Annotated in this window: 22 protein-coding genes and 1 pseudogene; 13 read left to right on the top strand and 10 right to left on the bottom strand. The window is 69.6% G+C overall.

The features are described from left to right. Positions 1 to 137: 137 nt before the first annotated feature. Entirely contained in the window at positions 138 to 362 is a 225-nt protein-coding gene (locus BUE16_RS06075; RefSeq protein WP_073307565.1) for a DUF7123 family protein, read from the bottom strand. Positions 363 to 447: 85 nt separating this feature from the next. Further along, positions 448 to 633 (bottom strand): DUF7525 family protein, encoded by a 186-nt coding sequence (locus BUE16_RS06080; protein WP_073307567.1) that lies wholly within the window; start codon positions 631 to 633, stop codon positions 448 to 450. Between the two features lie 251 nt (positions 634 to 884). On the opposite strand from BUE16_RS06080, the gene BUE16_RS06085 reads away from it, so the two are divergent. Further along, entirely contained in the window at positions 885 to 2009 is a 1125-nt protein-coding gene (locus tag BUE16_RS06085) for an LEA type 2 family protein (RefSeq protein WP_234972333.1), read from the top strand. A gap of 154 nt (positions 2010 to 2163) precedes the next feature. Beyond that, positions 2164 to 2571 (top strand): DUF7528 family protein, encoded by a 408-nt coding sequence (locus BUE16_RS06090; protein ID WP_394327416.1) that lies wholly within the window; start codon positions 2164 to 2166, stop codon positions 2569 to 2571. 76 nt (positions 2572 to 2647) lie between these two features. On the opposite strand, the gene BUE16_RS06095 is transcribed toward BUE16_RS06090, so the two are convergent. The 3 genes from BUE16_RS06095 to BUE16_RS06105 form a co-directional block, all read right to left on the bottom strand. After that, positions 2648 to 3679, bottom strand: a complete 1032-nt coding sequence (locus BUE16_RS06095; protein WP_073307571.1) for a phosphate signaling complex PhoU family protein — start codon at positions 3677 to 3679, stop codon at positions 2648 to 2650. 120 nt (positions 3680 to 3799) lie between these two features. Continuing rightward, positions 3800 to 4864, bottom strand: coding sequence for an ATP-NAD kinase family protein (locus BUE16_RS06100; RefSeq protein WP_073307573.1), 1065 nt, complete (start codon positions 4862 to 4864; stop codon positions 3800 to 3802). A 137-nt stretch (positions 4865 to 5001) separates the two neighbouring features. Beyond that, positions 5002 to 5454 (bottom strand): DoxX family protein, encoded by a 453-nt coding sequence (locus BUE16_RS06105; protein WP_073307575.1) that lies wholly within the window; start codon positions 5452 to 5454, stop codon positions 5002 to 5004. Positions 5455 to 5726: 272 nt separating this feature from the next. On the opposite strand from BUE16_RS06105, the gene BUE16_RS06110 reads away from it, so the two are divergent. From BUE16_RS06110 to BUE16_RS06125, 4 genes are all read left to right on the top strand, one after another. Then, on the top strand, positions 5727 to 6167 hold the full coding sequence (locus BUE16_RS06110) for a hypothetical protein (protein ID WP_073307690.1): 441 nt from the start codon (positions 5727 to 5729) through the stop codon (positions 6165 to 6167). 112 nt (positions 6168 to 6279) lie between these two features. Continuing rightward, positions 6280 to 6999, top strand: coding sequence for a DICT sensory domain-containing protein (locus tag BUE16_RS06115; protein WP_073307577.1), 720 nt, complete (start codon positions 6280 to 6282; stop codon positions 6997 to 6999). A gap of 77 nt (positions 7000 to 7076) precedes the next feature. After that, positions 7077 to 8630 carry a COG1361 S-layer family protein gene (locus tag BUE16_RS06120; protein ID WP_073307579.1) on the top strand — a complete coding sequence of 518 codons (1554 nt, stop codon included), beginning with the start codon at positions 7077 to 7079 and terminating at the stop codon, positions 8628 to 8630. Next, positions 8627 to 11179 carry an efflux RND transporter permease subunit gene (locus BUE16_RS06125; RefSeq protein ID WP_073307581.1) on the top strand — a complete coding sequence of 851 codons (2553 nt, stop codon included), beginning with the start codon at positions 8627 to 8629 and terminating at the stop codon, positions 11177 to 11179. The genes BUE16_RS06120 and BUE16_RS06125 overlap by 4 nt, the downstream gene beginning before the upstream one ends. A 31-nt stretch (positions 11180 to 11210) precedes the next feature. On the opposite strand, the gene BUE16_RS06130 is transcribed toward BUE16_RS06125, so the two are convergent. Next, entirely contained in the window at positions 11211 to 11507 is a 297-nt protein-coding gene (locus BUE16_RS06130; protein ID WP_073307583.1) for an acylphosphatase, read from the bottom strand. 263 nt (positions 11508 to 11770) lie between these two features. Between BUE16_RS06130 and BUE16_RS06135 the strand changes: the two genes are divergently transcribed. The 6 genes from BUE16_RS06135 (at position 11771) to BUE16_RS06160 (ending at position 20173) form a co-directional block, all read left to right on the top strand. After that, positions 11771 to 13132, top strand: coding sequence for a phosphohexomutase domain-containing protein (locus BUE16_RS06135; protein ID WP_073307585.1), 1362 nt, complete (start codon positions 11771 to 11773; stop codon positions 13130 to 13132). A gap of 75 nt (positions 13133 to 13207) precedes the next feature. Continuing rightward, entirely contained in the window at positions 13208 to 14359 is a 1152-nt protein-coding gene (locus BUE16_RS06140; protein WP_073307587.1) for a BMP family lipoprotein, read from the top strand. A 147-nt stretch (positions 14360 to 14506) separates the two neighbouring features. After that, a complete protein-coding gene (locus tag BUE16_RS06145; RefSeq protein WP_079991517.1) occupies positions 14507 to 16210 on the top strand; it encodes an ABC transporter ATP-binding protein in 1704 nt (567 codons plus the stop codon). Next, positions 16203 to 17489 carry an ABC transporter permease gene (locus BUE16_RS06150; protein ID WP_073307589.1) on the top strand — a complete coding sequence of 429 codons (1287 nt, stop codon included), beginning with the start codon at positions 16203 to 16205 and terminating at the stop codon, positions 17487 to 17489. Before BUE16_RS06145 ends, BUE16_RS06150 begins: the two co-directional genes overlap by 8 nt. Next, positions 17486 to 18598 (top strand): ABC transporter permease, encoded by a 1113-nt coding sequence (locus tag BUE16_RS06155; RefSeq protein ID WP_073307591.1) that lies wholly within the window; start codon positions 17486 to 17488, stop codon positions 18596 to 18598. Before BUE16_RS06150 ends, BUE16_RS06155 begins: the two co-directional genes overlap by 4 nt. Before the next feature lie 204 nt (positions 18599 to 18802). After that, positions 18803 to 20173 carry a geranylgeranyl reductase family protein gene (locus BUE16_RS06160; RefSeq protein ID WP_073307593.1) on the top strand — a complete coding sequence of 457 codons (1371 nt, stop codon included), beginning with the start codon at positions 18803 to 18805 and terminating at the stop codon, positions 20171 to 20173. Positions 20174 to 20209: 36 nt separating this feature from the next. Here the strand turns inward: BUE16_RS06160 and BUE16_RS06165 are convergent, their stop codons facing one another. The 3 genes from BUE16_RS06165 to BUE16_RS06175 form a co-directional block, all read right to left on the bottom strand. Beyond that, entirely contained in the window at positions 20210 to 21490 is a 1281-nt protein-coding gene (locus tag BUE16_RS06165) for an amidohydrolase (protein ID WP_073307595.1), read from the bottom strand. Between the two features lie 86 nt (positions 21491 to 21576). Continuing rightward, positions 21577 to 22023: a universal stress protein gene (locus BUE16_RS06170; RefSeq protein ID WP_073307597.1), complete on the bottom strand. Its 447-nt coding sequence runs from the start codon at positions 22021 to 22023 to the stop codon at positions 21577 to 21579. A 90-nt stretch (positions 22024 to 22113) separates the two neighbouring features. Further along, positions 22114 to 22458, bottom strand: a complete 345-nt coding sequence (locus BUE16_RS06175) for a hypothetical protein (RefSeq protein WP_073307692.1) — start codon at positions 22456 to 22458, stop codon at positions 22114 to 22116. 144 nt (positions 22459 to 22602) lie between these two features. Here BUE16_RS06175 and BUE16_RS06180 point away from each other — a divergent pair, with 144 nt between their 5' ends. Then, positions 22603 to 24267: a flippase activity-associated protein Agl23 gene (locus BUE16_RS06180; protein WP_073307599.1), complete on the top strand. Its 1665-nt coding sequence runs from the start codon at positions 22603 to 22605 to the stop codon at positions 24265 to 24267. Positions 24268 to 24504: 237 nt separating this feature from the next. Here BUE16_RS06180 and BUE16_RS06185 read toward each other — a convergent pair. After that, a pseudogene (locus BUE16_RS06185) lies at positions 24505 to 24859 on the bottom strand (transcription initiation factor IIB); the annotation flags it as partial.

A 24859-nucleotide genomic window follows, 5' to 3' on the forward strand; every position in this document is an offset into this window, starting at 1 on the left:
GACGTACGCGCGGAGAGCGAAAAAACGGGCGGATTCTTCGGCCGGACGGGCGGGGACCGGCGCTCGATATCGGAGCGCGGTCGGCTGCTGTGTCGGCAACGGGAGCTGTCGTCAGAACTCGGGGGCCGGAGCTCTCCCTACGGGAGCTCGACGCGCCAGGTGGTCGACCGGGCGCGGCCCCACTTTTCGATGTCCACTTCTTCGGCCTTCTCCGCGAGGGTCGGGAGTCGGGAGCCGACCTGCTTGGCGGAGAGGCCGATGGCCTCCGCGATGTTCTTCGCCCGGAAGTACTCCTCCCCCCGGGAGACGCTGTCGCGCAGGTACGCGAGGATCCGCTTCTCCTCGTCGGTGTACTCCGTCATTTGTGCTATCGGATAGTGGGTGCGCGCGTCCTTAACGCTTCCCTCACGAGAGCCAAGAGATCGACCGACAACGTGACTCCCCGCGTCAGATGTCGAACGCCTGAACCGCGACGACCGAGAGGATCGCCGCGGCCATCGCCAGCGCGAATCCCCACGCCATCACGATCTGGGTGGCGCCGGCGAGCATGAATCCCGCGCCCACGACGGCGAGCGCGCCGAACACCAGCGAGAGGCCGACCGCCTTGTCGCTTTCGAGAGTCTGGGTTTCCATATCGGTCGCTCCGACGGCGCGCACCTAACGCTTGCGGAAGGCGGGCACACCCGGGACCCGCTCCGGTGTTTGAGGGATCGGCCCGACCCAATCCGGCGGTCGTCCTCGGTCGGATCGTATATATTCGGGGGAGCAGCACACCGTCGGTGATGGGATCACCGTCGGAACGGACTCCGACTCCTGGGGGTACAGACCGCGGTCTCTCGACCGTCAGAACCGTTTTGATCGCGCTCCTCGTCCTCGGCGGGTCGGTGGGCGGGGCGTTCGCGCTGGGTGTCGTCGGGGCGCCGTCGGTCGTCGGCGTCGAGAACCGCTTCGGCGAGGTGACGAACGAGACGACGGTGATCAACACCAACCTGACGGTGAACAACCCGAACCTGATCGGCGTCAGCCTCGGCGGCGTGACGATCGACTACGGCGTCTCGATGAACGGCATCTCGATGGCGAACGGCACCAACGAGGGCGTTTCGATCGGGACCGGGAACACCACGGTCCCGTTCTCGACGACGCTCGACAACTCGAAGATCCCCGCCTGGTGGGTGAGCCACGTGCGCAACGGGGAGCACACCGACCTGCGCGTCGACGCTACCGTCACTTCCTCACTCGTCGGACAGAGCTACTCGACGCAGGTGACCCGTGACGTGAACACCTCGATCGTCGACGCGTTCCGCACCGACGAGCCGAAGCCGCTGAACGCCAGTTCGCCCGTCGTCTCGGACCCCGTGTTGATCCTCGAACGGACCGAGGCCCAGTGGGGGACGGTGAACGACACCCGGACCGAGGTGGAGATGACGCTGTATCTCCGCAATCCTAAGCCGTACCCGATCCCCGTCTCGGAGATTGGCTACAACATCTACATGAATAACATCACGATGGGGAGCGGCGAGGCCGCCAAGGCGACGACGATCGGCCCGGGCGAGACGGTGGCCGTCGACGCGACGACCGTCATCCGGACCCAGCGGCTCGACGAGTGGTGGGTGTCTCACCTCAAGCAGAACCAGGTGACACACCTCCGGATGCCGTTCTATCTCGTGGTCGACCTGTCGAACGGCGGCGGCGGCGAACAGCGGATCCGGCTCGACAGCTACCAGCGCACGATCGAGACGGACATCTTCGGGACGAAATCCGCCGACGGCGAGCCGACCGATGGGGCCGACGGAACGGCCAACGGCGATGGCTCCGCCGGCGGCGGATCCGACAGCGACGACACCGCGACCGACACGCCGGCCGGGACGGAGACGAGCACCGCGACGCCCGCGTCAGACGGCGGCTCCGGCGGCGACTCGACCGCCACCGCGACTCCGTCGCCGACGCCGACAGCGACGCCGACGAGCACGCCGGGCGGAACGACCACGACGGACGACGGCATCCTCTGAACCGGGCGAGACTGCCCGCGGCGCGGAACTCGCCAGCGCCGACAGGTCTTTGTCTCAGCGCGGACAGTTCCAGGTATGTTCCGGAGTCAACCTGCTCCTGATCGAGTTCTCGGACGGTAACGCAACCGCCTCTCCGAACGGCGATGGCATCGTCGTGGAGGTGGACGGAGAGACGCACGAACTGACGCGCGAGGCCGCCGCCGACCTGCGGGAGTCGCTCGCGGACGCGCTGACCGAGCGCCGGGAGTTCTTCCGAACCGCCGGCGAGTTCCGCGCCGACGGGAGCTACGTCGTCTCGCGCAAGGCCGCCAACTCCGCGGGCAACGCGAAGATGTTCGACTCCTTCGAGGCCCTGCGTCGGCTGTACGACCGGCTGCCCGACCGCTTCGACGCCGACGACGTGGGTCGCACCGGGATCACGGGCTCGCGCCGACACATGCTGCTGCGACACTTCGCGGAGCATCCCGCATTCGACTGTCGTATCCGCCGTCGAAATCCGTTGAGCGCCGAAAAAACCGAGGACGACCGGAGCGCGGAGCCGGCCGCCGAGGCGGAGGAGTAACGGGTTCCGGCAGTTGGCCTCGCTCGGTTCGTCTGCGGCGAGGCGCCGTCGTTCGCGATGCTCGCTCGACCTCGCCCTACACGATCGTCACGAACTCGTTCTCTTGATTGAGCGCGAGGTTCGCTGCCACCTCGGCGATCCGCACCGCGTACTGGGCCGTCTCCTGGAGGCTCACGAGCACCTCGCGAACCTGGAGCAGCTGGGCGTTCGACATTTCCGGGAGGTCGGTGAGGATGTCCTCTTCGCGGTCTTTCAGCTCCTGGAAGAGGTACTTCACCTCGATGGTGAGCGCGTAGTCGCGTTTGACCGCCGACTCGACGGCCATCGCGGTGATGTCGTCGACCTGGTCGGTGAAGTCGCGGATCCGCCGCATCGTCGACTCGTCGACATCGAGGGTGTTCCCCTCGGCGGCCATCGCGATCTCGGCGATGTCCTCGGCGTTGTCCGCGATGAGTTCGAGGTTCTTCGCGATCGAGCGGTAGCCGATGAGCGGGAACCCCGAGTCCAGCCCGACCGCGCGCGCGAGGTTCGGGTTCTGGTAGGCCGTGAAGATGAGCCGCAGCAGGAGGACGAAGATCTTGTTCGCCTGCCGCTCGCGGTTGAGCGCGCGCTGTGCGAGGTCCGCGTTGCCGTGAGCCAGCGCCTTCACCGCCTCGCCGCGCATCGTGCTTCCGGTGTTCTCCAGCCGCTCGAGGAGGTTGTCGAGCGTGAAGTCCTCGGGGTCGACCGAGCAGCGGATGGCGATGTTCTCGGGCGTCTCCTCGATGACCCCCAGCCCCATCAACTGCGTCTCGGCCTTGTAGACGGCGTTGATGTGGTCGGAGTCGAGCGCGCCGTCCTCGGTGGTGATGTTGATGACGCGCCGGCCGAGCACGTACTGCGCGAGGATCGCCCGCTCCAGCGCGTCAGCGTCGAGGTTGTCGGCGTGCAGCGTCGCCTCTGCGTCCTCGGTGCTCGCGGACTCGGGCAGCACCGTCAGCGTTCCCTTGCCGCCCATCCGAAGCGACACCTCGTCGCCCTTCTCCACGTGCTGTTCTTTCGCCCACTCCGCGGGCAGCGTCATCGCCAGCGTCGATGGCCCCAGCCGCTGGACCTTCCGCGTTTCCATGCTCGACGGAAGTCTCTATACGACCTTAACCTTGGCCCTATGTCCATTATACCCTTGGTCAGATATGTAAGGATCGTCTGCTCGGGTCCCTCGGGCGTCGGCGTGAACGGCCGCGCCGGCTCACACGATCTTCATCATCCGCCGCTCGAAGCGCCCGACGCGGACCTTCACCCAGCCGCGGAGTTCCTCGTTGAGTTCGGGGTCGTCCGTGTCGACGCGCAGCACCCGGAGGTCGTCGAGTTTGTCGCGGGAGGCGACGATCTCCAGGTCGCACTCGCGGACGACCGCGGGCGACAGCTGGGGGTTTCCGCGACCGAACACGAACCCCTGCCCCCCGATCGGCGTGACGACGATAACGTTGTCTTCGCCCAGCGACGCGAGGATCTCCGACTCCGCGGCGTCGAGCGCGAGCACGTCCCCGTCGCGGTACACGTCGACACCGATCGGCGAGCCCTCGAACCCGAGCGCTTCTTTCACCTCGCCGACGGTCGACCCCGGGCCGAGCACCCACGTCGTCTCCGGCCGGGCCTCCACGTCGGCGGCGACGCCTTCCGCGAGCGACTCGACGGTGCCGGCGCTCGTCTGCTTACCCGACTGGAGCCGTTCGGCGACCGGGACGTGCGCCACCGCCCGCAGCTCGGGGTGGACCTCTCCCTCGCGGTACTCGTCCTCGTCGATGTCCATCACCTCGCGGCGCTCGGTGCGCTCGAACGTCGCGGCGACGTAGGCGGCGTCCTCCGGCGAGACGGCGAACACCGACGAGTACACCTTCACGCCCGCGGGGACGCCGAGCAGCGGCACCTCGCTCCCCTCCAGCGCCTCGGCCACGTCGGCGGCGGTCCCGTCGCCGCCGACGAACACCACCAGGTCGACGGCGGCCTCGCGGAACGCCTTGACCGCGCGGCGGGTGTCGGCGGCGGTCGTTTCTCCGTCGGTCGGCCCCCCAAGCACCGTCGGGTCGAATCCCGCGGCGCGAACCTCGCTGGCGCCCATCGGATCGCCCCACGCCAGCAGGTCGGCGGCGGGGGCGCGCTCGGCCAGCGCGTCGAGCGCGCGTCGGGCGCGGTCGGGCGCGCGCGATTCGGCGCCCCGCTCGCGTGCCTCGTCGACCTTCCCGTCGGTGCCCTTCAGGCCGACCCGGCCGCCCATGCCGGCGATGGGGTTACAGAGGAAGCCGATTCGCATGTCGCAACCGGGACGCGCTGGCGGCAAAAGCCCGCCGGCTCGACGGGATCGCGCCGCTGTCGACGGAGCGACGCGCGGAGAAAGGAGTTCAGAATTGGTGCGAAACCAGGCGAACGAAGCGAACGGCTGTCGACCGCTTACAGCAGCGCGATGTCCAGCGCGTACGGCCACGGCGCCGACGAGAGCGCGAGGAACGCCAGCGACGCGCCGGCCATGACGGTGTTCTTGAGGAACTGCGTCATCTCGTCCTGCTGTTGGTCCTCGGGGACCGCCCAGAAGTCGTGGATCGTCACCGCCGACACCAGTAGGAACACCGCGAGTCCGCCGGCCGCGACGGCCACGAACGCGCCCGTCGCGACGCCGAATCCGCCGAACAGCAACAGGCCGCCGGAGAACAGCGTCGCGAGCCGCGGCGCGGGGATCCCCTTCGCCTCCGAGTAGCCGGCGAGGCCGTCGGTCATCATGAAGTGGTTCAGTCCCATGAACGCGAGGACGAAGCCGAACAGCAGCCGCGCGAGGAGGAAGACCTCCGCGGAGCCGGCACTGTTGAACAGATCGGATGCACCCTGAAGCGTGATCGTCTCAAGCATCACTTCTCCGTACGTGATGCCCTAACTTATAATTTAGCTGACATAGCTGTAACCGGGTTACACGAGGGTTACTGACCCAGAAATCCGACATATCGGGCTCGTAAAGCACCGTACGGGTTCGTTGAGCGATCGGCTGTCGATCGCCCGGTCGAACCTATCTCGAAACAATCAGTTACACCGATCGGTCGCTGTCGACGGTCGTGTCGCCGACCGTCAGTGAGCCGACCGCGGGCGGCGATGGAGGTATGCCCGTCAAGCCCCTTCTGACGGATATGTACACGGGGCGGACCGAGCAGCCGTGTTGTCTGTGTGACTCGCCCGAAACGACCGCCCGTCTCGACATCCCGCCGCGGGCGGTCCAGTTGATGAAACACGCCGACCCGATCGCGTGGCGCGACATCGTCGGGGAGGTGTCGATCCACTTCTGCGAGTCCGACTGGAAGACGGTCGCCGACCTCGTCGTGGACCTCGGGATGAATCCGCTCTCGCGGTGCAACGTCGCTCGAGCGTCGTTCGACCTCCGCGAGGATTTCGAGGCCCTGTTGAACGACACCCGCGGGGAGCCCGACCAGACGGAACTGGAGGCGCGGATGCTCGCGGACGCCGAAGAGACGCTGTTGGCGGTCGACGACCCGATGACCGAGGAGCGCGACATCGTCGAAGCCCACATCGTGATCGACTCGCTGGCGGAGTTCGAGGTGGCGTCGTGGTGAACGACGCAGCCGGCCTGACGGACGCTGTCGTCTCTCCTGTCTGGTGTGTTGCACCCGGCGCACGTCGGTGATAGGTTTTTATTCGTGCCCGCTGTACCGGGGTCGAGACCAGATGTCACTTCGGGCAGTCATCGACTCCGTCGAGGGGCGCGAAAAGCGCCTGACGGTGTTCGACCCGCCGACCGACGACGCAGTCGCGGAGCTCCGCGAGTACTTCGCCTCACAGGCCGTCCGGATCGAGGAAGGGACGACCGACAGCGACCTCTCGGGATACGTGGTGCTGTCCGACGAACGCGACGACGAGGTACTCGCGGCGGTCGACCTCGGACGCCTCGGGGGCGACGTGACGGTCGGACCGGGCGAACAGAGCGCGTTCGCGCCGATCCTCGAGCATCTCGACGAGACGACGTTCACCTCCTACGACCTCCCGCAGATGATGGCCGCGACCCGGGAGATGGAAGACCGCGCGTGGCGCGCCGGCACGGGCGAACTCCACGCGGGATTTCAGCGCGTCGGCGCGATCCGCGCGCAGAAGGGCGTCTACGAGGACCTCGCGAGCAAGGACATCGACGTTCACGCCTACTGCGCCCCGAGCGACGAGACGCCCGCGATCGAAGATGTCACCCTCCACGAGGAGGACACCGAGGAGATCCGGACCTCGTGGTTCGTCGCCTTCGACGGCGCCGGCGACCCCTCTGAGGCCTGCCTGCTGCTCGCCGAGGAGCGCGGGGATCCCGCCGAGCGGCAGTTCTACGGCTTCTGGAGCTACGACCCGTCCGTCGTCGCCACGGTGATCGACCACCTCCACGAGACGTACGCGGTCCCCGCGTGAGCAGCAACTCGCCGAGAGTTTCGCCCCGTTTTCCAATACGTTATAAGCGGTCCTGACTGAACATTCAAACAACACTGATGCCACGCCGCCCACTGACGCTGTTGATCGCCGCAGCACTGGTCTGTTCGGCCGTTTGCGCGGGATTCGTCGGCGTCGCCGCGGCCGTCGAGGACCCCCGGTTCGAGACGGACGTGCCCGAGCCGGTGCTCCGGCCCGGCGCGACCCAGCAGCTCACGATCGAACTCACCAACGACGCCGCCGACCGCGACGAGCGGGTCGAGCAGGCGCTCGACGTGAGCGCGACCGTCCGGCCCGCCGACGGGATCGAGGTACTGTCGTCGACGCGCGAACTCGGTCGCATGGGGAACGACGAGACCCGAACGGTGACCGTCCGGGTCGACGTGCCGGCCGATATCGCCGGCGGGACCCACCGCATCCCGATCACCGTCGAGTACCGCGACGAGGACAACGACGACGAGGTGCTCACGACGACCGTGTACGCGACCGTCCGCGTCCAAGAGCGCGCCCGGTTCGCCGTCGAGTCCGTCGAGTCGGCCGCGCCCGTCGGCGGCTCGGGGACAGTCGCCGTGACGGTCCGAAACGTCGGCGAGGAGGCGGCCCGCAACGCGGTGCTCGCGTTCCGGTCGGGCAACAGCGACCTCACGTTCGGCGGCTCGGCGACCGCCCGTCGGTTCGTGGGCTCGCTCGCCCCGAACGAGACGCGAACCGTCGAGGTCGACGCGACGCTCGCGGAGTCCGCAGAGACACGCGAGTACGCGGTCGACGCGACCGTCGAGTACGACGCCGTCGGCGGCGCGTCGACGACCTCGAGACCGCTCTCGTTTGGCGTGCTCCCGCTGCCCGAGCAGACGTTCGGCGTCGAGAACCTCGCGAGCACGCTCCGCGTCGGCGAGGAGGGACAGGTCACCGGAACCGTGATCAACACCGGCGAGCAGACGGTGACGAACGCGGTCGTGCTGTTCGAGACGACGAACCCGAACGTCTCGCCGCTCGAACCGGAGGTCGCCGTCGGGACGCTCGAACCGGGCGAGTCGGCCGAGTTCTCGTTCGACATCGAGGTGTCCGACGCCGCCGAAGCCGGCCGGCGTCAGTTCACGCTCCGCGTCCGGTACCGCGACCCTGAGGGGACTCAGCGGACGGGCGACTCGATCGACGCCCCGGTTTCGATCGCCGAGTCCCGCGACGAGTTCGCCGTGCGCGCGGTCAACGGAACGTTCGAGGTCGGGAGCGGCGGCACGCTCGTCCTCGAGGTGACGAACAACCGCAATGAGACCGTCCGTGACGTCTCGGCGAAGCTGTTCCTCGACTCGCCGCTGTCATCGGGCGACGACGAGGGATTCGTCGACGAGATCGCGCCCGGTGAGACCGAGCGCGTGCGGTTCGACCTCTCGGTCGCCGGCGCCGCGCTCGTCGACAAGACGTACCCCGCACAGGTGGACTTCCGGTACGAGACGGGCGACGGGAGCACGCTCATCTCCGACACCTACCAGGTGCCCATCCGAACGGTCGCCGCCAGCGGCGGGGGGCTACCGCTCGGCGCCGTCGGCGTCGCCGGGGCGGTCGTCCTGCTCGGGCTCGGCGCGGCGGTGTTCCTCCGGCGGAACAGATGACCGACGAGGGGATCGTCGATCGGATCGCGGCCGAGATCACCGAGCGACCAGGTCGGATCGTCGTTGCGTTCCTCTTGGTCACGCTGGTGTTCGCCGGCGGCCTGGCGAACGTTTCCACGTCCGCCGGAACCCAACAGTTCACCTCCGGCATCCCCGCAGAGCAGGCGCTGTCGGACATCCAGCGTGAGTTCGGTCCCTCGTTCAGCGAAGACACCGGCTCGACGCAGCTCGTGCAGCGGAATCGGAACGTCCTCTCGAAGCCGGCGATGCTCCGGATGTTGCGGGCTCAACAGCGCCTTCAGGAGACGCAGGGGTTGCGGGTGGCCGCCGTCTCGTCGCCGGCCGCGACGGTCGCGCGGACGCTCGACCCGACCGCGACGACGACGGAGGCGCAGATCCGCGCCCTCGAACGGGCGACGCCCACGGAGATCGACCGGGCGATCCGTTCGAACGCGGACAATCCAGGGTTCACCGGGGGCGTCTCCGACGACTTCAACGCGGAGTCGGCGTCCGCCTCGGCCGCTATCGGCGTTGTCACCCACCAGACCCCGGGCGCCGGGGGCGGTGGCGGCGCGGCGGCCGGGCAAAGCGGGTCCAGCCCGCTGACCGACATCCAGCTCCGCAGCCAGCGGATCGTCGATACGGTCGGCGGCGACATCACCGTCTTTGGATCGGGGATCATCTCCGCGGAGTTCTCCTCGGTGATCACCGACTCGCTGCTCATCGTCACCCCCGCCGCGGTGCTGCTCATCGCCGGCTTCCTGATCGTCGCCTACCGGGACCTGCTCGACCTGTTATTGGGGGCGTTCACCCTGGTGCTCGCGGTCGTGTGGACGTTTGGATTCCTCGGACTCGCCGGCATCCCGTTCAGCCAGCTGATGATCGCGGTGCCGCCGCTGCTGCTCGCCGTCGGGATCGACTTCGGGATCCACGCGGTGAACCGCTACCGCGAGGACCGCGAGGACGGCTACGGCGTCGACGAGGCGATGGGGCTCGCGGTCCGCCAGCTCGTCGTGGCGTTCTTCATCGTCACGGGGACGACCGTCATCGGCTTCCTCGCGAATCTCACCTCCGACCTCACGCCGATCCGCGAGTTCGGGCTCGTCGCCGCCGCGGGGATCGTCTTCACGTTCCTCCTGTTCGGCGTGTTCCTTCCGGCCGCGAAGGTGCTCATCGACCGTCGCCGCGAGCGCCTGCCGATCCCGACGTTCTCGCAGGCGCCGCTGGGCGCCGAAGGGAGCGGACTCGCGAGTGTCCTCCGCGTCGGCGTCTCGATAGGCGAGCGCGGGCCGCGGGTGTTCCTCGCGCTCGTCCTCGTTCTCACCGCGGCCTCCGGCGGGTACGCCGCCGGCATCTCCACGTCGTTCTCCCAGGAGGACTTCCTCCCGCCGGAAGATACCGCCGACTACTTGGAAGCGCTCCCCGAGCCGTTCGCTCCGAGCGAGTACACGGCCGTCGAGACGCTCAACTTCCTCGAAGCGAAGTTCACCGCGTCCCAGGGCGGTTCGGTCACCATCTACGTCGAGGGCGACATGGAAGATCCGACGCGGCTCGAGGAGATCTATCGGATGGGCGAGGATCCGCCGAGCACGTTCGTTTCCGAGGGCGGCCGGGCCGAATCCCGAAGCATCGTGACCGTCATCAAGCGCCGGGCGGCGTCCGACCCGGAGTTCCGTCGGCTCGTGAATCGCAACGACCGCAACGCGAACGGCGTCCCCGACGACAACCTCGGGGAGATCTACGACTACCTGCTGTCGTCGTCCTCTCACGAACAGGCGCTACAGTACCTCGCGGAGGACCGACGGAGCACGCGGGTCGTCTACTCCGCGGAGGCCGACGTAAGTCAATCGGCGGTGGCGGCCGACGGCCGCGAGGTCGCAGATCGATACCGTGACACCAGCGGTATCGCCGTCGCGACCGGCACCACGGTGGTGTTCGCTGCTGTCTCGGACCTGATCTTCGCCTCGGCGGTGCAGAGTCTTGCGGTGGCGTTGGCGCTCACGGTGGTGTTCCTCGTCGTCATCTACGGCGTCCTCGAAGGACTGCCGTCCCTGGGCGTCGTCAACACCGTCCCGATCGTCGCGTCGGTCGCGCTCGTGGCGGCGACGATGCGACTCGCGGGGATCGCGTTCAACGCCTTCACCGCGACTATCCTCTCGCTGACTATCGGGTTGGGGATCGACTACTCCGTCCACGTGGTCCACCGCTTCATCGACGAACGCGGGGAACACGACCTCGTCACCGCCTTGGAGCGGACCGTGCGCGGCACCGGCGGCGCGCTCCTCGGGAGCATGCTCACGACGACCACGGGGATCGGCGTCCTCGTGTTCTCGGTGCTGAGCATCCTCGGTCAGTTCGGCACGCTCACCGCGCTGTCGATCCTCTACTCGTTCGTCACCTCGATGGTGGTGCTCCCGTCGGCGCTGGTCATCTGGGACGGCCTCAAGGGGCACGACCCAGACCAGCCGGTCGACGCCGAGTCGGTGTTCTCGCTGCCGCTGCGCGACGGCGAGAGCGAGGCGACGCCCGCCGCGAGTCGGACGGACTGACTGCTCGTCGCTCCGGGCTCCGTCCCCGGCGCTACCGGCGGATGGTGAAGCCGCGCTCGCCCTCGGGGTCGTCGTACTCGGCGTCGACCTCCTCGACGACCGCGCTCGGACTGCCCGTGTGACACCACTCCACCACCCCCTCGACGGCGTCCCGCGGTCCCTCGAACACCGCCTCGACGCGTCCGTCGTCGAGGTTCCGAACCCAGCCGTCGACGCCTCGGTCGCGCGCGGCGTCTCGGGTGTTCGCGCGGTAGAAGACGCCCTGCACTCGACCGGAGACAAACACGTGCGCGCGGACACGGTTCTCGCTGTCGTCCTCGTCGCTCATGTCCGGTCGATCGCTCGCGAGCGTCGAAAAGCCGACGGCTCCGCGGAGGCTCGGCGCTCGGTTCTGGCTGACAGGCGACGACGGATTCGCGACCGCTCCCCGGCGCGCGCCGTCGCGCACCCGCGCTCGCGCCGGGGCCGCTGTCACCGCATCGGTGGCGTCTGGTCCCCCTTTCGGGTATGAAGCTTCGCGCGGGGCACGCCTCGGCGCGCGCGGACGCTCGGGACCGAGGGAGTCTTGACCGTTCCCCCGGACAGTCCGATATGGACCTGTTCGGAACCGCCGGCATCCGCGGCGATGTGACTGAGCGCGTCACGCCGGGGCTCGTCCTCGACGTGGCGCGGGCGCTCGGTGACCACGCCCGCGAGGCCGGTGACCGGGAGTTCGTCGTCGGACGGGACGGTCGCGTCACCGGCCCCGCGCTGGCCGCCGCCGCCGAGGCCGGTCTGGAGTCGGCGGGCGTGGACGTGCGCCGGATCGGCCAGGTACCGACGCCGGCGCTGGCGTTCGCCTCGCGGGGGCGCCGCGGCGTCATGCTCACCGCCTCGCACAACCCCCCGACGGATAACGGCGTCAAGGCGTTCGTCGACGGCGTCGAGTACGGCGAGGCGGTCGAGGCGGCCGTCGAGGAGCGCGTCGCCGCCGGCGGCGCGCCGACCGACTGGGACGAGTGGGGCGACGGCGCCGACGAGGACGTACTCGGCGCGTATCGCTCGGCCGTCGTCGAGTATGCCCGCGAGTTCGGCGCCGACCCGGAAGGCGTCCGCGTCGCCGTCGACTGCGGCAACGGGATGTCCGCGCTCGCGACCCCGCAGGTGTTGCGCGAACTGGGCGCCGACGTGGTGACGCTCAACGCCACCGTCGACGGCCACTTCCCCGGTCGCGAGTCGAAGCCGACGCCGGAGTCGCTCGCGGACCTCCGGGCGTTCGTCGCCGACGGGGCCGCCGATTTCGGGATCGGCCACGACGGCGACTCCGACCGGATCGTCGTCGTCGACGCCGGCGGCGAGGTCGTCCACGAGGACACGGTGCTGGCCGTCCTCGCCGAGCGCTACGTGGCCGCGAGCGACGCCGGCGATCCCGCCGTCGTGACGACGCCGAACGCCTCGGGCCGCATCGACGAGCGCGTCGAGGCCGCCGGCGGGCGCGTCGAGCGCGTCGCGCTCGGCTACCTCCACGACGGCATCGCGTCGGCTCGCGAGGCCGGCGGCGACGTAGTCTTCGCGGCCGAGCCGTGGAAGCACGTTCACACCGCCTTCGGCGACTGGATCGACGCCGTCGCGAGCGCGGCGGTGTTCACGCGCCTCGTCGCCGACGAGGGGCTCAACGGGCTCCGTGCGCCCGTCACCGAGCGCCCGTACCGCAAGGTCAGCGTCGCGTGTCCCGACGACGACAAGGCCGCCGCGATGGAGCGGCTCGCGGAGACGCTGCCGGCGGCGTTCCCGACCGCGGCGGTCAACTCCGAGTACGGGGTTCGCCTCTCGTTCCCCGACGGGTCGTGGACGCTTGTCCGCCCGTCCGGCACCGAGCCGTACGTTCGCGTGTACGCCGAACGCGACGAGGTCGACCCGTTCGTCGAGGAGGTCGCCGGCGTCGTTGAGTCGGCGGTGGAAGCTGTCGGGTGACCGTGCTGGCACCGAGTAGCACGCCATCGGGACGGATGCGAGGATTTTAACCCGTCTACCGTCTGTTCTGCCTCTATGGACACAGACCGGTTCGACAGGCGGAAGTTCGTGAAGGGCGTCGGCGCGGCCGGACTGATCGGCCTCGCGGGCTGTACCGGCGGTCCCGAGTCCGGCGGTTCTAGCGGCAACTCCGGCGGCTCGGGCGGCGACTCGGACTCCGATTCTGAGGAGACGCAGACCCAGACGCAAGCGTCCGGTTCCGACACGACGTACGTCGGCATGGTGTACGCGACCGGCGGGCTGGGCGACGGCTCGTTCAACGACCAGGCCCAGACCGGGATCCAGCGGGCCGCAGAGGAGTTCGACCTCTCGTACGACGAGTCCGAGCCCGACTCGGTGTCGCAGTTCAGCACGTACCAGACCCAGTACGCGCAGTCGACCGACCCGAACTACGACCTCGTCTCCTGTATCGGCTTCCTGCAGGCGGACGCGCTCTCTCAGACCGCGCCCGACTACCCCGACCAGAACTTCATGATCGTCGACAGCGTCGTCGACGCGCCTAACGTCCGCTCGTACACGTTCAAAGAGCACGAGGGGTCGTACCTCGTCGGGCAGCTCGCCGGGCTGCTCACCACGCAGTCGTTCTCCGCCGGTGGGTCGTCGACCCAGAGCGACTCGACGAACGTCGGCTTCGTCGGCGGCGTCGAGGGGTCGCTAATCAAGAAGTTCGAGGCGGGGTACATCGCTGGCGTGAAGGCCGCGAGCGACGATGTCGACGTGCAGTCGACGTACACCGGCTCGTTCTCCGACCCCTCGGCCGGCAAGGAGGCCGCGCTGCAGATGTACAGCTCGGGCGCCGATATCGTCTATCACGCGGCCGGAAACACCGGCGTCGGCGTCTTCCAGGCCGCCCGCGAGGAGGGCAGGTTCGCCATCGGCGTCGACCGCGACCAGTCGGTCACGACCGACTACCAGGACGTCATTCTCGCGTCGATGGTCAAGCGCGTCGACACCGCGGTGTACAACGCCGCGAAGGCGATCGTGAACGACAGCTTCGAGGGCGGTACCGCCACGACCCTCGGTCTCGCCGAAGAGGGCGTCGACATCGTCTACGGGACCGAACTGGGCGATCAGATCCCCGAGGACGTGAAGTCGCAGATCGCCAGCGCCCGCCAGGCGATCATCGACGGCGACGTGTCGGTTCCGACGGAACCGAGCAACGTTTGAGCCGGCGACCGCACGCGTCGACCGACCGGCGTTTCGATCCCCGAGACCACTTGATCGACTGCCACTCGGCCTGACGCCCCAGTTTTCTGAGTCGTCGTTTCGACGAAACGCGCCGTTTATGCCGTCCCCGCCGAAACACCCGCCGACATGACGGAGGCCGTCCGCCTCGACTCGATCACGAAGCGCTTCCCCGGCGTCGTCGCCAACGACGACGTCACGCTCTCGGTCGAGCGGGGGACGGTCCACGCCCTCCTCGGCGAGAACGGCGCGGGCAAGACAACCCTGATGAACGTTCTCTACGGGCTGTACGAGCCCACGGCGGGCGACGTGTACGTCGACGGGGACGGCCTGACGTACGAGGGCGGCGAGGAGCCGGACGGCGACGGCGACAGCGACGGACTCCCACGGATCGCGGAAGCCCCCCAGCGGTTCGACTCCCCCCGAGACGCCATCGACGCCGGGGTCGGGATGATCCACCAGCACTTCATGCTGGTCGACCCCATGACCGTCGCCGAGAACATCACGCTGGGCAACGAGCCGCGCAAGTGGGGCGGGCTGGCCGTCGACCGCGAGGCGGCCCGCGAGGCCGTGCTCGATCTCTCCGAGCGCTACGGCTTCGACGTGGAGCCGGACGCGACCATCGAGGATGTCGGCGTCGGCGTCCAGCAGCGCGTCGAGATCCTGAAGGCGCTGTACCGCGGGGCGGAGATCCTCGTCCTCGACGAGCCGACGGCCGTACTCACACCGCAAGAGGTCGACGACCTGTTCGAGGTGCTCGACGAACTGACCGACGCCGGCAAGACGATCATCTTCATCACGCACAAGCTGGGCGAGGCGCTGGAGGCGGCCGACGAGGTGACCGTGCTGCGCGACGGGCGCAACGTCGGCAGCGTCGAAACGGTCGGCACGACCCGCGAGGAGTTGGCGGAGCTGATGGTCGGGCGCGAGGTGATGCTGGAGACGGAGACACCGCCAGCGACCCCGGGGTCGGCGAGCTTGGTCATCGACGGCGTCACCGCCCGCGACGACCGCGGTGTAGTCGCCGTCGACGATGTCTCCTTCGCCGTCCGCGAGGGCGAGGTGTTCGGCATCGCGGGCGTCGACGGCAACGGCCAGTCGGAGCTGGTCGAGGTCGTCACCGGCCTGCACAGGCCTGCGGCGGGGCGCGTCGAACTCGACGGCCGCGACGTGACGGACGCCTCCCGGCGGGAGCGCACTCGCGCGGGGATGGCGTACATCCCGGAGGACCGCCAGGAGCGCGGGCTGGTGATGGACTTCGACCTCACCGAGAACGGCGTGCTCGGCTCCCAGCACGACGCCCCCTTCGCCGAGCGCGGCCGACTCGACTGGGAGCGCGCCGAGGACCGCGCGAGGGAGATCGTCGACGAGTACGACGTTCGCCCCCCAGACGCCGCCGCCGACGCGAAGTCGCTGTCGGGCGGCAACCAGCAGAAGTTCATCGTCGGCCGGGAGTTCGCGCGCGACCCGTCCTGTCTGGTCGCCTCCCACCCGACCCGCGGCGTCGACATCGGCTCGACGGAGTTCATCCACGACCGACTCGTCGACCTGCGCGACGAGGGGCGCGCGGTCCTGCTCGTCTCCTCGAAGCTCGACGAGGTCCGCGGGCTGTCCGACCGGCTCGCGGTGATGTACCGCGGCCGGGTCGTCGGCGTGGTCGACCCCGACGAGGTGACCGAGGAACAGCTCGGGCTCATGATGGCCGGCGAGCGTCCAGATCCGCTCCCGCGGGCCGAGCGCGTCGGCGACGCCGCCGACACGGACGACCGCAAACGAGTCCGCTCTGGGGTAGCGTCCGGCGAGGACGCCGATGCGGAGGCGACAGATGACTGACGACGACGCCGGCGCCGGCGGCCCCCTCGACGACGGCGACGCCGGATCGTCGGCGCCGTCGGTCCGCGACCGCGCGTTCGACGCGCTCGACCGGCTCGTCGCCGCCAGCGCGACCGAGCGGCTGCTCATCTCGGGGTCGGCGCTGCTGCTGTCGATCGCCATCGGCTTCCTGCTCATCCTGGCGGCGGGCCGGATGACCTCCTGTGGGTCGGCGGCGTACTCGCTGCTTGGGGTCGGATTCTGTTACGACCCGTTCCTCGTGTACGACAGCCTGTTCCTCGGCGCGTTCGGGGACTTCCTCGCGAACCCGCTCAACGGCCAGTTCGCAACCACCGTCTCCGAGACGACGGTGCTCGTGTTCACGGGCATCGCGGTCGCGGTGGCGTTCAAGGCCGGCGTGTTCAACATCGGCGGGCAGGGGCAGCTCGTGTTCGGCGCGCTCGCCAGCGCGCTCGTCGTGTACGGCGTCTCGGGCGCGGTCTCGGGATTGGTCGGCACGCTCGTGCTCGTCTCGGTCGGGCTCGCGACGGGCGCGTTCGTCGGCGGGATCTGGGGCGCAATTCCGGGCGCGCTGAAGGCGTACGCCGATGCTAACGAGGTGATCACGACGATCATGCTCAACTTCGTCGCCACCTCCTTCGCGCTGTATCTCGCCTCCGGCCCGTTCAAGGACCCCGAGAGCTTCGCGAACCAGACCCGCACGCTTCCGGAGTTCGCGCTGTTCCCGCAGCCGCTGTTCCCCGGACGCACCGACGCCTCGCTGCTCGCGCTGGCGCTGGCGATCACGGTCGCCGTCGGGATCGCGTACCTGCTGCGCGGCACCTCCTTCGGCTACGACGTGCGCACGAGCGGGATCCAGCCGGAGGCGGCCGAGTACGGCGGCGTCGACGCCGCGCGAACGGTCGTCGCCTCGATGGCGCTGTCGGGCGCGCTCGCGGGTCTCGGCGGCGCTGTGTACGTCTTCACCATCGCGGGCAACTTCCAGACCGGCGTCCCGGACTACGGCTTCGACGGCATCACCGTCTCGATCCTCGCGGGCAACAACCCCGTCGCCGCGATCGCCGCGGCGCTGCTGTTCGGCGTGCTGAAGTCCGGGTCGATCGTCGTCGACGTGGGCACGGACGTGCCGCCAGAACTCGTCGGCGTCCTCCGCGGGCTCATCGTGCTGTTCGTGGCGATGCCGGAGTTCTTCCGGATGATCGGCGAGCGCGTCGACGTGCGCGACCGCCTCGGGGGCAGTCGCGACGCCGTCGCGACCGACGGGGGTGAGGAGGCGTGAGCGCGACCGCCGCGGTCTCGGATCTCGGAACTCGGGCGCGACTCGCCGTGGCGGGAGCGGCGGCGCTTTTCCTGTCAGCGGGCGCGCTCGCGCTCACGGGGTCGACGGACGTGTTGCTCGCGGTGCTCGCGCTGCTGTTCGAGAAGTCGACGCTGGCGGCCGCGCTGCGCTTGTCCGTCCCCATCGCCTTTGCGGCGCTGGGCGGGATCTTCGCCGAAAAGTCCGGCGTCATCAACATCGGCCTGGAGGGGCTACTCATCGTCTCGGCGTTCGGCGGCGTCTACGTCACCTCGATCACGGGCTCGGTGTGGCTCGGTCTCCTCGGCGGCGTCGCCGTCTCGACGCTGCTGGCGCTGCTGTTCGCGATCGTCTGCATCGAGTTCCGCGCCGACCAGATCATCGCGGGGCTGGCCATCTGGCTCATCGCGCTCGGGCTGGCCCCGTTCGCCTCGACGGTCGTCTTCGGGTCGACGAACGCCAGTGCCGGAACGACGTTCCCCAGCATTGGCCGACTGCTCGCGAACAGCGGGCTGCCGGTCGTCTCGACTGCGGGCGTCGCGGCGCTGGACGCGCTGGCCGGGGTCCCCTTCTTCGGCGCGCTGTTCGAGGCCTCGCCGATGGTGTACCTGATGTTCGTCGCCGTCGGCGCCTCGTGGTGGACGCTCAATCGTACCTCCTTCGGCCGCTGGGTGCACGCCTCCGGCGAGAACCCCAAGGCGCTCGACACCGCCGGGGTGCGCGTCTCTCGCGTGCGCTATGCGGCGGTGCTGCTGTCGGGCGTGCTCGCGGGCGTCGGCGGCGCGGCGCTGTCGCTGTCGCTCGGGCAGTTCGTCGGCAACGGCCCGACGATGGTCAACGGGAAGGGGTTCATCGCCATCGTGACGTACCTGCTGGGCAACTACAACCCGGTCGGCGCGCTGCTGTCGACGCTGCTGTTCGCGGGGCTGGACGCGCTCCAGCTGTCGCTGCAGGGGCAGAACGTGCTCGCGATCCCGCGACCGCTCGTGCGGACCATCCCGTACGTCTCGGTCATCGTCGTGCTCGCGCTGTTCGGCAAGACGCGACTGCCGGAGGCTGCCGGCGAGCACTACGAGTCGGGCGAGGAGTAGGATCGAGGCCTGGTCACGCTCGACCGCACACGCTAGTGGGTGGCGGCACACAGACCTCGCCGCCGTCGGCCGGGGCCTCACTCCGTTCGCGCCTCGCACCGCTCCACGGCTCGCTCCGCTCGCCGTTCGCTTGTCGCGGTCTCGCTTCGCTCGACCGCGCACGGAACGGCTGGCTTTTTGACCGCCCGCGAGTGACCTACGGCAATGACCACCCACGAGCCCGACATTGTCGTCGTCGGTGCGGGGACGGCCGGCTGTTATGCGGCCGCGACGGCCGCCGAGGCAGGCCTCGACGCCGTCGTCGTCGAACGGAAAACCGAGCAGGAAGCGGGTCACATCGCCTGCGGCGACGCGCTGAAAGGCGCGGACGCGTTCCCCGAGGCGATCCCGAAATCGGAGATCGAGACGGCGTTCACGAACACCGGCGTCGACCACGGACGCTTCGAGATCCCCAGCCACGACACGGTGCTGGAGATCCCGATCCCCGGCGAACTCGCCGTCATCGACCGCTGGGAGTACGGCCGGCAGATCATCGCGGGCGCCGAGCGCCGCGGCGTCGACTTCCACTACGACACCGTCGTCCAAGACGTGAGACAGGCCGACGACGGCCGCGTCACAGGCGTCCGCGCCAAGCGGAACGGCGAGGTCGTCGAGTACGACGCCGACGTGACCATCGACGCCGCGGGCTCGCTGTCGATCCTCCAGGACAAGGCGGACCTCGCGGACGCGACGTTCGACACGAACGTCTCGTTCTCGCAGTTCTGCTCGGCGTACCGGGAGGTCGTCGAGGTGCCCGAGCCGGTCGACTACGACGACGCGCTCGTGTTCAAGCCGACCAAGCGCGCGGCGGGCTACCTCTGGTACTTCCCGCGCACCGACACCGAGATCAACGCGGGGCTGGGGTTCCAAATGAACGAGGAGCCGATGAAACTCGTCGAGGATCTCAAACAGGACATGCGGTCGCGTCCCGAGTTCAAGGGTGCGGAGGTGACCGACAAGCTCGGCGCCGCCCTCCCCACCCGCCGTCCGTACGACTCGGCGGTCGCGCCGGGATTCATCGCCGTGGGCGACGCTGCGGGTCACGTCAACCCCACCACCGGCGGCGGCATCGCGGGCGCCGCCTACGCCGGGAAGTACGCCGCCGAGCAGGCCGTCCGTGCCATCGACGCCGGCGACGTGAGCGAGGAGGCGCTGTGGCACTACAACGAGCGGGTCATGAGCCACTTCGGCGGGCGCTACGCCGCCCTCGACGTGTACAACATCCTCTCGACGGCCGTCGACGTGGACGAGCTGATGGGCCTGCTCGCATCGCTGCCGGGCGAGAGCCTCGCGGAGGCGCTGTACGAGGGGAGCGCGTCGGTGAAGCCCCGGCTCGTGCTCGAAGTGATCAAGGACAGCTACGGCCACTGGAGCCAGATCTGGGAGTTCTACAAGACGAAGCGCGCCGCGGACGACCTGATGGACCACTACGGACGCTACCCGTCTCGTCCGGGTGCGTTCGAGGCGTGGCGCGACGAGCGCGACCGGCTGATGGAGCCGGTGTACGACGTGACCGGCGCGGACCCGAAGTACTAGATCCGCCGTCTGCTCGGTGCTCGCCTCGCGCCCCGATCAGGGCCGTCGATCGGCGATCTCCAGCACTGCGGCGGTGAGGAAGTCGACGCCAATGCCCAGCGACTCCTCCTCGACGTCGAAGGTGCTCGTGTGGTGGCCGCCGGGGTGGTCGGTTCCGACGCCGACGTACGTCGCGTGGCCGCCGTTCTCCTGCACCGCCTGCATCATGTACGTCGCGTCCTCGCTCCCGCCCAGTTCGTCGCGCTCGATCACGTTCATCACGCCGTCGATGTCGCCGGCGACGGGCGCGATAGCGTCGATCAGCTCCTGATCGCTGGTCGCCGACGGGGCGCGCCCGAGCGTCTCGACGTCCACGTCGACCTCGTGCATCTCTGCGGCCGACTCGATCACGGTCTCTGCTTTCTCGTCCATGTACTCCATCACCTCGGTGGTGCCGCCGCGCACCTCGCCCTCGATGAAGCACTCCTCGGGGATGATATTCGTCGCGGTGCCGCCGCCGACGATGCCAGCGTTCACTCGGGTCGGGCCCTCGGCGTGGCGGGGGATGCCGTAGAGGTTCTGGATGGCGGCGGCCGCGGCCTGCACCGTGTTGCGCCCCTGCTCGGGGTGGCCGCCGGCGTGGCTCGGCTCGCCCTCGAACTCCGCGAGGAAGTGCGAGACCGCGAGGAAGCCGTCGATGCCGCAGATCACCTCGCCCGTCGGGTGATCGAGACCGACGTGCGCGGCGAGGAAGTACTCCACGTCGTCGATCAGGTCCGACTCTGCCATCGGCTGTCCGCCGACGATCTGCTCCTCGCCGGGCTGGAAGAACACCTTCAGCGTCCCCTCGAACTCAGAGACGAGGACCTCGTCGATCAGCCCGAGGCCGAACGTCGCGTGCGCGTCGTGGCCGCACGCGTGCATGTACCCCTCGTGTTCGGAGCGGAACCCCTCGCCCGCGGGCGCGTGTTCGCCGTCCTCAGATTCGAGGATCGGGAGCGCGTCGATGTCGACGCGGACGCCGACCACCGGCCCCTCGCCGCGTTCGAGCACGGCGACGGCGCCGGTGTATCCCCCCTCGATCTCTGCGAGCACGTCCTCGCGCGCGCCGGCGTCGCTGGCGCGCTCGAACCACTCGTCGAGCTCGTCGTCGTCGGGGACGTTCATCCGCTCGGCGCCGAGTATCTCCGGGCCGTAGTGGACCGCGGTGAGGTCGCGTTGTTCGAGTTCGTCGACGATCCGGGCGGTGGTGTAGAACTCGCACCACGCCGGCTCGGGGTGGCGATGGAGGTCGCGGCGGAACGCCGACAGGTCGTCGTGAGCGACGGTCTGGCTCATACTCGGGGGTCCGCGTCGTCCGGCTTAAAGCCGTGTCTCGCGGAACCGCCCGGACGAACAGACGCACCACAGCTGTCGACTCGGTGTTACTCGGCGTCTGCGTCGTCCTCGCTGTGTCGGACCGTGAGCACGGGCTGGTTCGCCGAGCGGACGACCCGCTCTGTGACCGACCCGAGGAGGTAGCGGTCGAGCCCGCGGCGGCCGTGGGTTCCCATCACGATCATGTCGATGTCGTGATCGTCGGCGTACTCGAGGATCGAGCGGTAGGCGATGCCCGAGACGACCGCCTCGACCACGGGGATGTCCGCCTCGTCGGCGGCCGTCGAGATCCGGGCAACGGCGTCCTCGCCCTCGGTTTCGAGCGCCTCGGCGACGATGTCGGTTCCGGCCTCGATGCCCGAGTAGGCGGTCGCGTCGACAACGTACAGCGCGTGCAGCGTCGCGTCGAAGCGCGCCGCGAGCGTCACCGCGTGCTCGACGGCGGCGTCGGCCGCGGGGCTCCCGTCGGTCGGCACCAGGATGTCGTTGTACATGCGGTCGACCCTACGACCGCCAGTCGAAAAAGTCGGTGGTCGGTTCTCGATCGACGAGGGAAACCGACGCCTCGCCGTCTCTGGCGGCGCTCACTCGGGCCCGTCCGGGTCGTCGTCGCGATTCGGTTCCGCCGCGCGGTTCGCGCGGACGGCGTCCTCGCAGGCGCGCAGGGCATCGTACCGGTCCTCCTCGCCCTCGACATCGACCGATTCGACGACCTCCCAGGCGCCCCCGAGGAAGTCGAGGCCCTTCACCCACGCGTCGGTCGCGAGGAGGAGCCCCTCGGCGCCGTCGGCGGCGCCGTTGGCCTCGGCGGCCTCGGAGTCGGTGTCGCTCTCGACGGCGACGGCGAGTTCGACCGAGTCCGCGCGGTTCAGGGAGGCGACCTCGCCGTCGGTGAGCGGACGGCCGGGGAGGGATGCGACCAGCGACATACCCGTCGGTCGGCGACCGCGAGGAATGAGGGTGTCGTCTCGGTGCGACCGCCGTCCCGACGCGGCGGCGTCCGCGAGTCGCACGGGCGCCTCGAACCGGGAGAAACCCGAAGACATACTACCGCGGCGGGGACACGGCCGGGTATGTCCGACGGCGACGGCACCGGCGCGACGCGGCACGCGGGGCTCGACCGAACCGTCCTCGCGGTCGCTGTCGTCGTCGTCCTCGCGCTCGTCGCCCGCTTCGCGTTCCTCGGCGCCCGCCCGTTCCACTGGAGCGAGGGCCGCGTGGGGTACTGGACGCTCCGCTACCTCGACACCGGCGTCTACTCGTATCGACCGACGGCGGGCGGTCCGGTGGTCTACCTCGCGACGCGGTGGGCGATCGGCCTTTTCGGACCCTCCGACGCGGCCGCTCGATCCGCGGTCGCGCTCGTCGGGGGACTGCTCCCCGCGGCCGCGCTGCTGTTTCGCGGCCCTCTGCGCGACGACGAAACGGTCGCGCTGTCGGCGCTGCTCGCGGGGTCACCGCTGCTCGTCTACTACTCGCGGTTCCTCCGCGGCGACGTGCTCGCGGCCGCGTTCGGCCTGCTCGCCGTCGGCGGCGTCGTCCGCCACCGGACCACGGACGCCCGCTGGCCGCTCTATCTCGCGGCGGCGGCGCTCGCGCTCGCGCTCGGCTCCTCGGGGTTCGCCGTGGTGTACCTCCCGCTGTGGCTGCTGGCGGGCGCGCTCGTGCTCGATGAGGCGCGCGTCCGGGGCGTTCCCGCGGCGACGCACGCCCGGCTCGGCGCCGGCGCGGCCTGGCTCCGCACCGAGTCGACGACGCTCGCGCGCGCGTTGTTCGTGTTCCTCGGCGTCGCGCTGTGGGTGTTCGCCCCCCGCGGCGGCGGCGTCGAGCCCGGGCTGGGGACCCCCGCGACGCTGCCGGCGGCGGTGTCGTTCGCGTTCGTCGAGGCGCCCGAGCGGTTCGTCTCGCTGCGGTTGGCGGCACGGCTCTCGCCGCCGGCGACCGGGAACTCGTTTCTCCCGGCGGTCGTCGGCTACGCCAGAACGCTCGTCGCCACGGCGTGGCCGGCGCTGCTGTTCGGCCTCGTCGGATTCCTCCGCGACCGCTACAGCTCCGGTAGCCGCGGCGTCGTCGCTTTCGGCGCGTACGCCGGGGGGTTCGGCCTGATCGCGTTCCCAATCGCGTCGATGGGCGTCGAGCCGTGGACGGCGGTGCACGTCGTCCCGCTGTTCGCACTCCCCGCCGCCGTCGGCCTCGCGTGGGTCGCGCGCGGGCTCCGAGCGCGCGCGACGGCGACCGACCCGGCGTGGCTCGTCGCCGTGCTCCTCGTCGCATCCGCGGGACTCGTCGGCTACGGCGCGACTGCGACCGACGCGTACGCCGAGCCCGAGCCCGGCTCCGCGTTCGCGCAGTTCGCGCAGCCGTCGGACGATATCGACCCGATGCTCGCGGCCGCCGAGGCCGCCATCGCCGACGGCGGCGACTCCGGAGGCGCGGACGTGGCGTACGTCGGCGACCGGCTGTACACCGAACAGGAGTACGCCCTCCCGCCGGTCGCGGCCGCCGATCGCGAGGCGTGGGGGGCGCGGCTCCCGCTGCAGTGGTACTTCGAACGGATGGACGCCGAGACGACGAGCGTCCGCGCGGCGAGCCGGTTCGACGGCGACGCGCCGCCGGTGGTCGTCACTACTCCGGACCGGCGCGTCTCGGTGAACACCAACATCGGTGAGGGGTATCGCCAGTACGACGTCCACCTCGGGCTGTGGGACCGGCGAGTCGTCGTGTTCGTCGAGGCGTGAACGCCGCTCGCGGCGACGTGTCGGTCGACCGGTCGCTCGACGGACGATCTAGTGGCTGACAGGCAGTCGAGAGCCAGCGGCGGGGCGCTCTAGCGTCGTCGCGCGACGGGTGACTGCACACCCGCGTCGCCGTCGCGCGCCAGTCGTCAACTCACGACGGGGCTGGTGTCGGTATCACGGAAAAACGTTCGCGCGATCGTTGGGTTCGGGCCGCGTCGATGCTGTTGGCTTCCCCGGTCAGCGGAAGCCCATCGCTTCGATCTGCTCTTGATAGCGGTTGCGGATGGTGACCTCGGTGACCTGGGCAACGTCGGCGACCTCGCGCTGGGTCTTCTTCTCGTTGCACAGCAGGGATGCGGCGTAGATGGCCGCGGCGGCGAAGCCCGTGGGCGATTTCCCCGAGAGCAGTCCCTGCTCGGCCGACACGTCGATGATCTCGGTCGCCTTCGCCTGCGTCTCCTCGCTGAGTCCGAGCGCGGAGGCGAACCGCGGGACGAACTGCTTGGGGTCGACCGGCTTCAGCTCGAGCCCGAGCTCTTGGGAGATGTAGCGGTAGGTCCGACCGATCTCCTTCTGCTCGACGCGCGACACC

Origin of the sequence: Halobaculum gomorrense (genome assembly GCF_900129775.1) — an archaeon.
Classification (GTDB): Archaea; Halobacteriota; Halobacteria; order Halobacteriales; family Haloferacaceae; genus Halobaculum; species Halobaculum gomorrense.

Excerpts from the sequence above, each read along its gene's own strand:
- BUE16_RS06135 (WP_073307585.1), top strand. The coding sequence starts at position 11,771 with ATGGACCTGTTCGGAACCGCCGGCATCCGCGGCGATGTGACTGAGCGC.
- BUE16_RS06080 (WP_073307567.1), bottom strand. The coding sequence starts at position 633 with ATGGAAACCCAGACTCTCGAAAGCGACAAGGCGGTCGGCCTCTCGCTG.
- BUE16_RS06120 (WP_073307579.1), top strand. The coding sequence starts at position 7,077 with ATGCCACGCCGCCCACTGACGCTGTTGATCGCCGCAGCACTGGTCTGT.
- BUE16_RS06160 (WP_073307593.1), top strand. The coding sequence starts at position 18,803 with ATGACCACCCACGAGCCCGACATTGTCGTCGTCGGTGCGGGGACGGCC.
- BUE16_RS06115 (WP_073307577.1), top strand. The coding sequence starts at position 6,280 with ATGTCACTTCGGGCAGTCATCGACTCCGTCGAGGGGCGCGAAAAGCGC.
- BUE16_RS06100 (WP_073307573.1), bottom strand. The coding sequence starts at position 4,864 with ATGCGAATCGGCTTCCTCTGTAACCCCATCGCCGGCATGGGCGGCCGG.
- BUE16_RS06175 (WP_073307692.1), bottom strand. The coding sequence starts at position 22,458 with ATGTCGCTGGTCGCATCCCTCCCCGGCCGTCCGCTCACCGACGGCGAG.
- BUE16_RS06110 (WP_073307690.1), top strand. The coding sequence starts at position 5,727 with ATGTACACGGGGCGGACCGAGCAGCCGTGTTGTCTGTGTGACTCGCCC.
- BUE16_RS06180 (WP_073307599.1), top strand. The coding sequence starts at position 22,603 with ATGTCCGACGGCGACGGCACCGGCGCGACGCGGCACGCGGGGCTCGAC.
- BUE16_RS06145 (WP_079991517.1), top strand. The coding sequence starts at position 14,507 with ATGACGGAGGCCGTCCGCCTCGACTCGATCACGAAGCGCTTCCCCGGC.
- BUE16_RS06125 (WP_073307581.1), top strand. The coding sequence starts at position 8,627 with ATGACCGACGAGGGGATCGTCGATCGGATCGCGGCCGAGATCACCGAG.
- BUE16_RS06150 (WP_073307589.1), top strand. The coding sequence starts at position 16,203 with ATGACTGACGACGACGCCGGCGCCGGCGGCCCCCTCGACGACGGCGAC.
- BUE16_RS06140 (WP_073307587.1), top strand. The coding sequence starts at position 13,208 with ATGGACACAGACCGGTTCGACAGGCGGAAGTTCGTGAAGGGCGTCGGC.
- BUE16_RS06130 (WP_073307583.1), bottom strand. The coding sequence starts at position 11,507 with ATGAGCGACGAGGACGACAGCGAGAACCGTGTCCGCGCGCACGTGTTT.
- BUE16_RS06075 (WP_073307565.1), bottom strand. The coding sequence starts at position 362 with ATGACGGAGTACACCGACGAGGAGAAGCGGATCCTCGCGTACCTGCGC.
- BUE16_RS06170 (WP_073307597.1), bottom strand. The coding sequence starts at position 22,023 with ATGTACAACGACATCCTGGTGCCGACCGACGGGAGCCCCGCGGCCGAC.
- BUE16_RS06165 (WP_073307595.1), bottom strand. The coding sequence starts at position 21,490 with ATGAGCCAGACCGTCGCTCACGACGACCTGTCGGCGTTCCGCCGCGAC.
- BUE16_RS06105 (WP_073307575.1), bottom strand. The coding sequence starts at position 5,454 with ATGCTTGAGACGATCACGCTTCAGGGTGCATCCGATCTGTTCAACAGT.
- BUE16_RS06095 (WP_073307571.1), bottom strand. The coding sequence starts at position 3,679 with ATGGAAACGCGGAAGGTCCAGCGGCTGGGGCCATCGACGCTGGCGATG.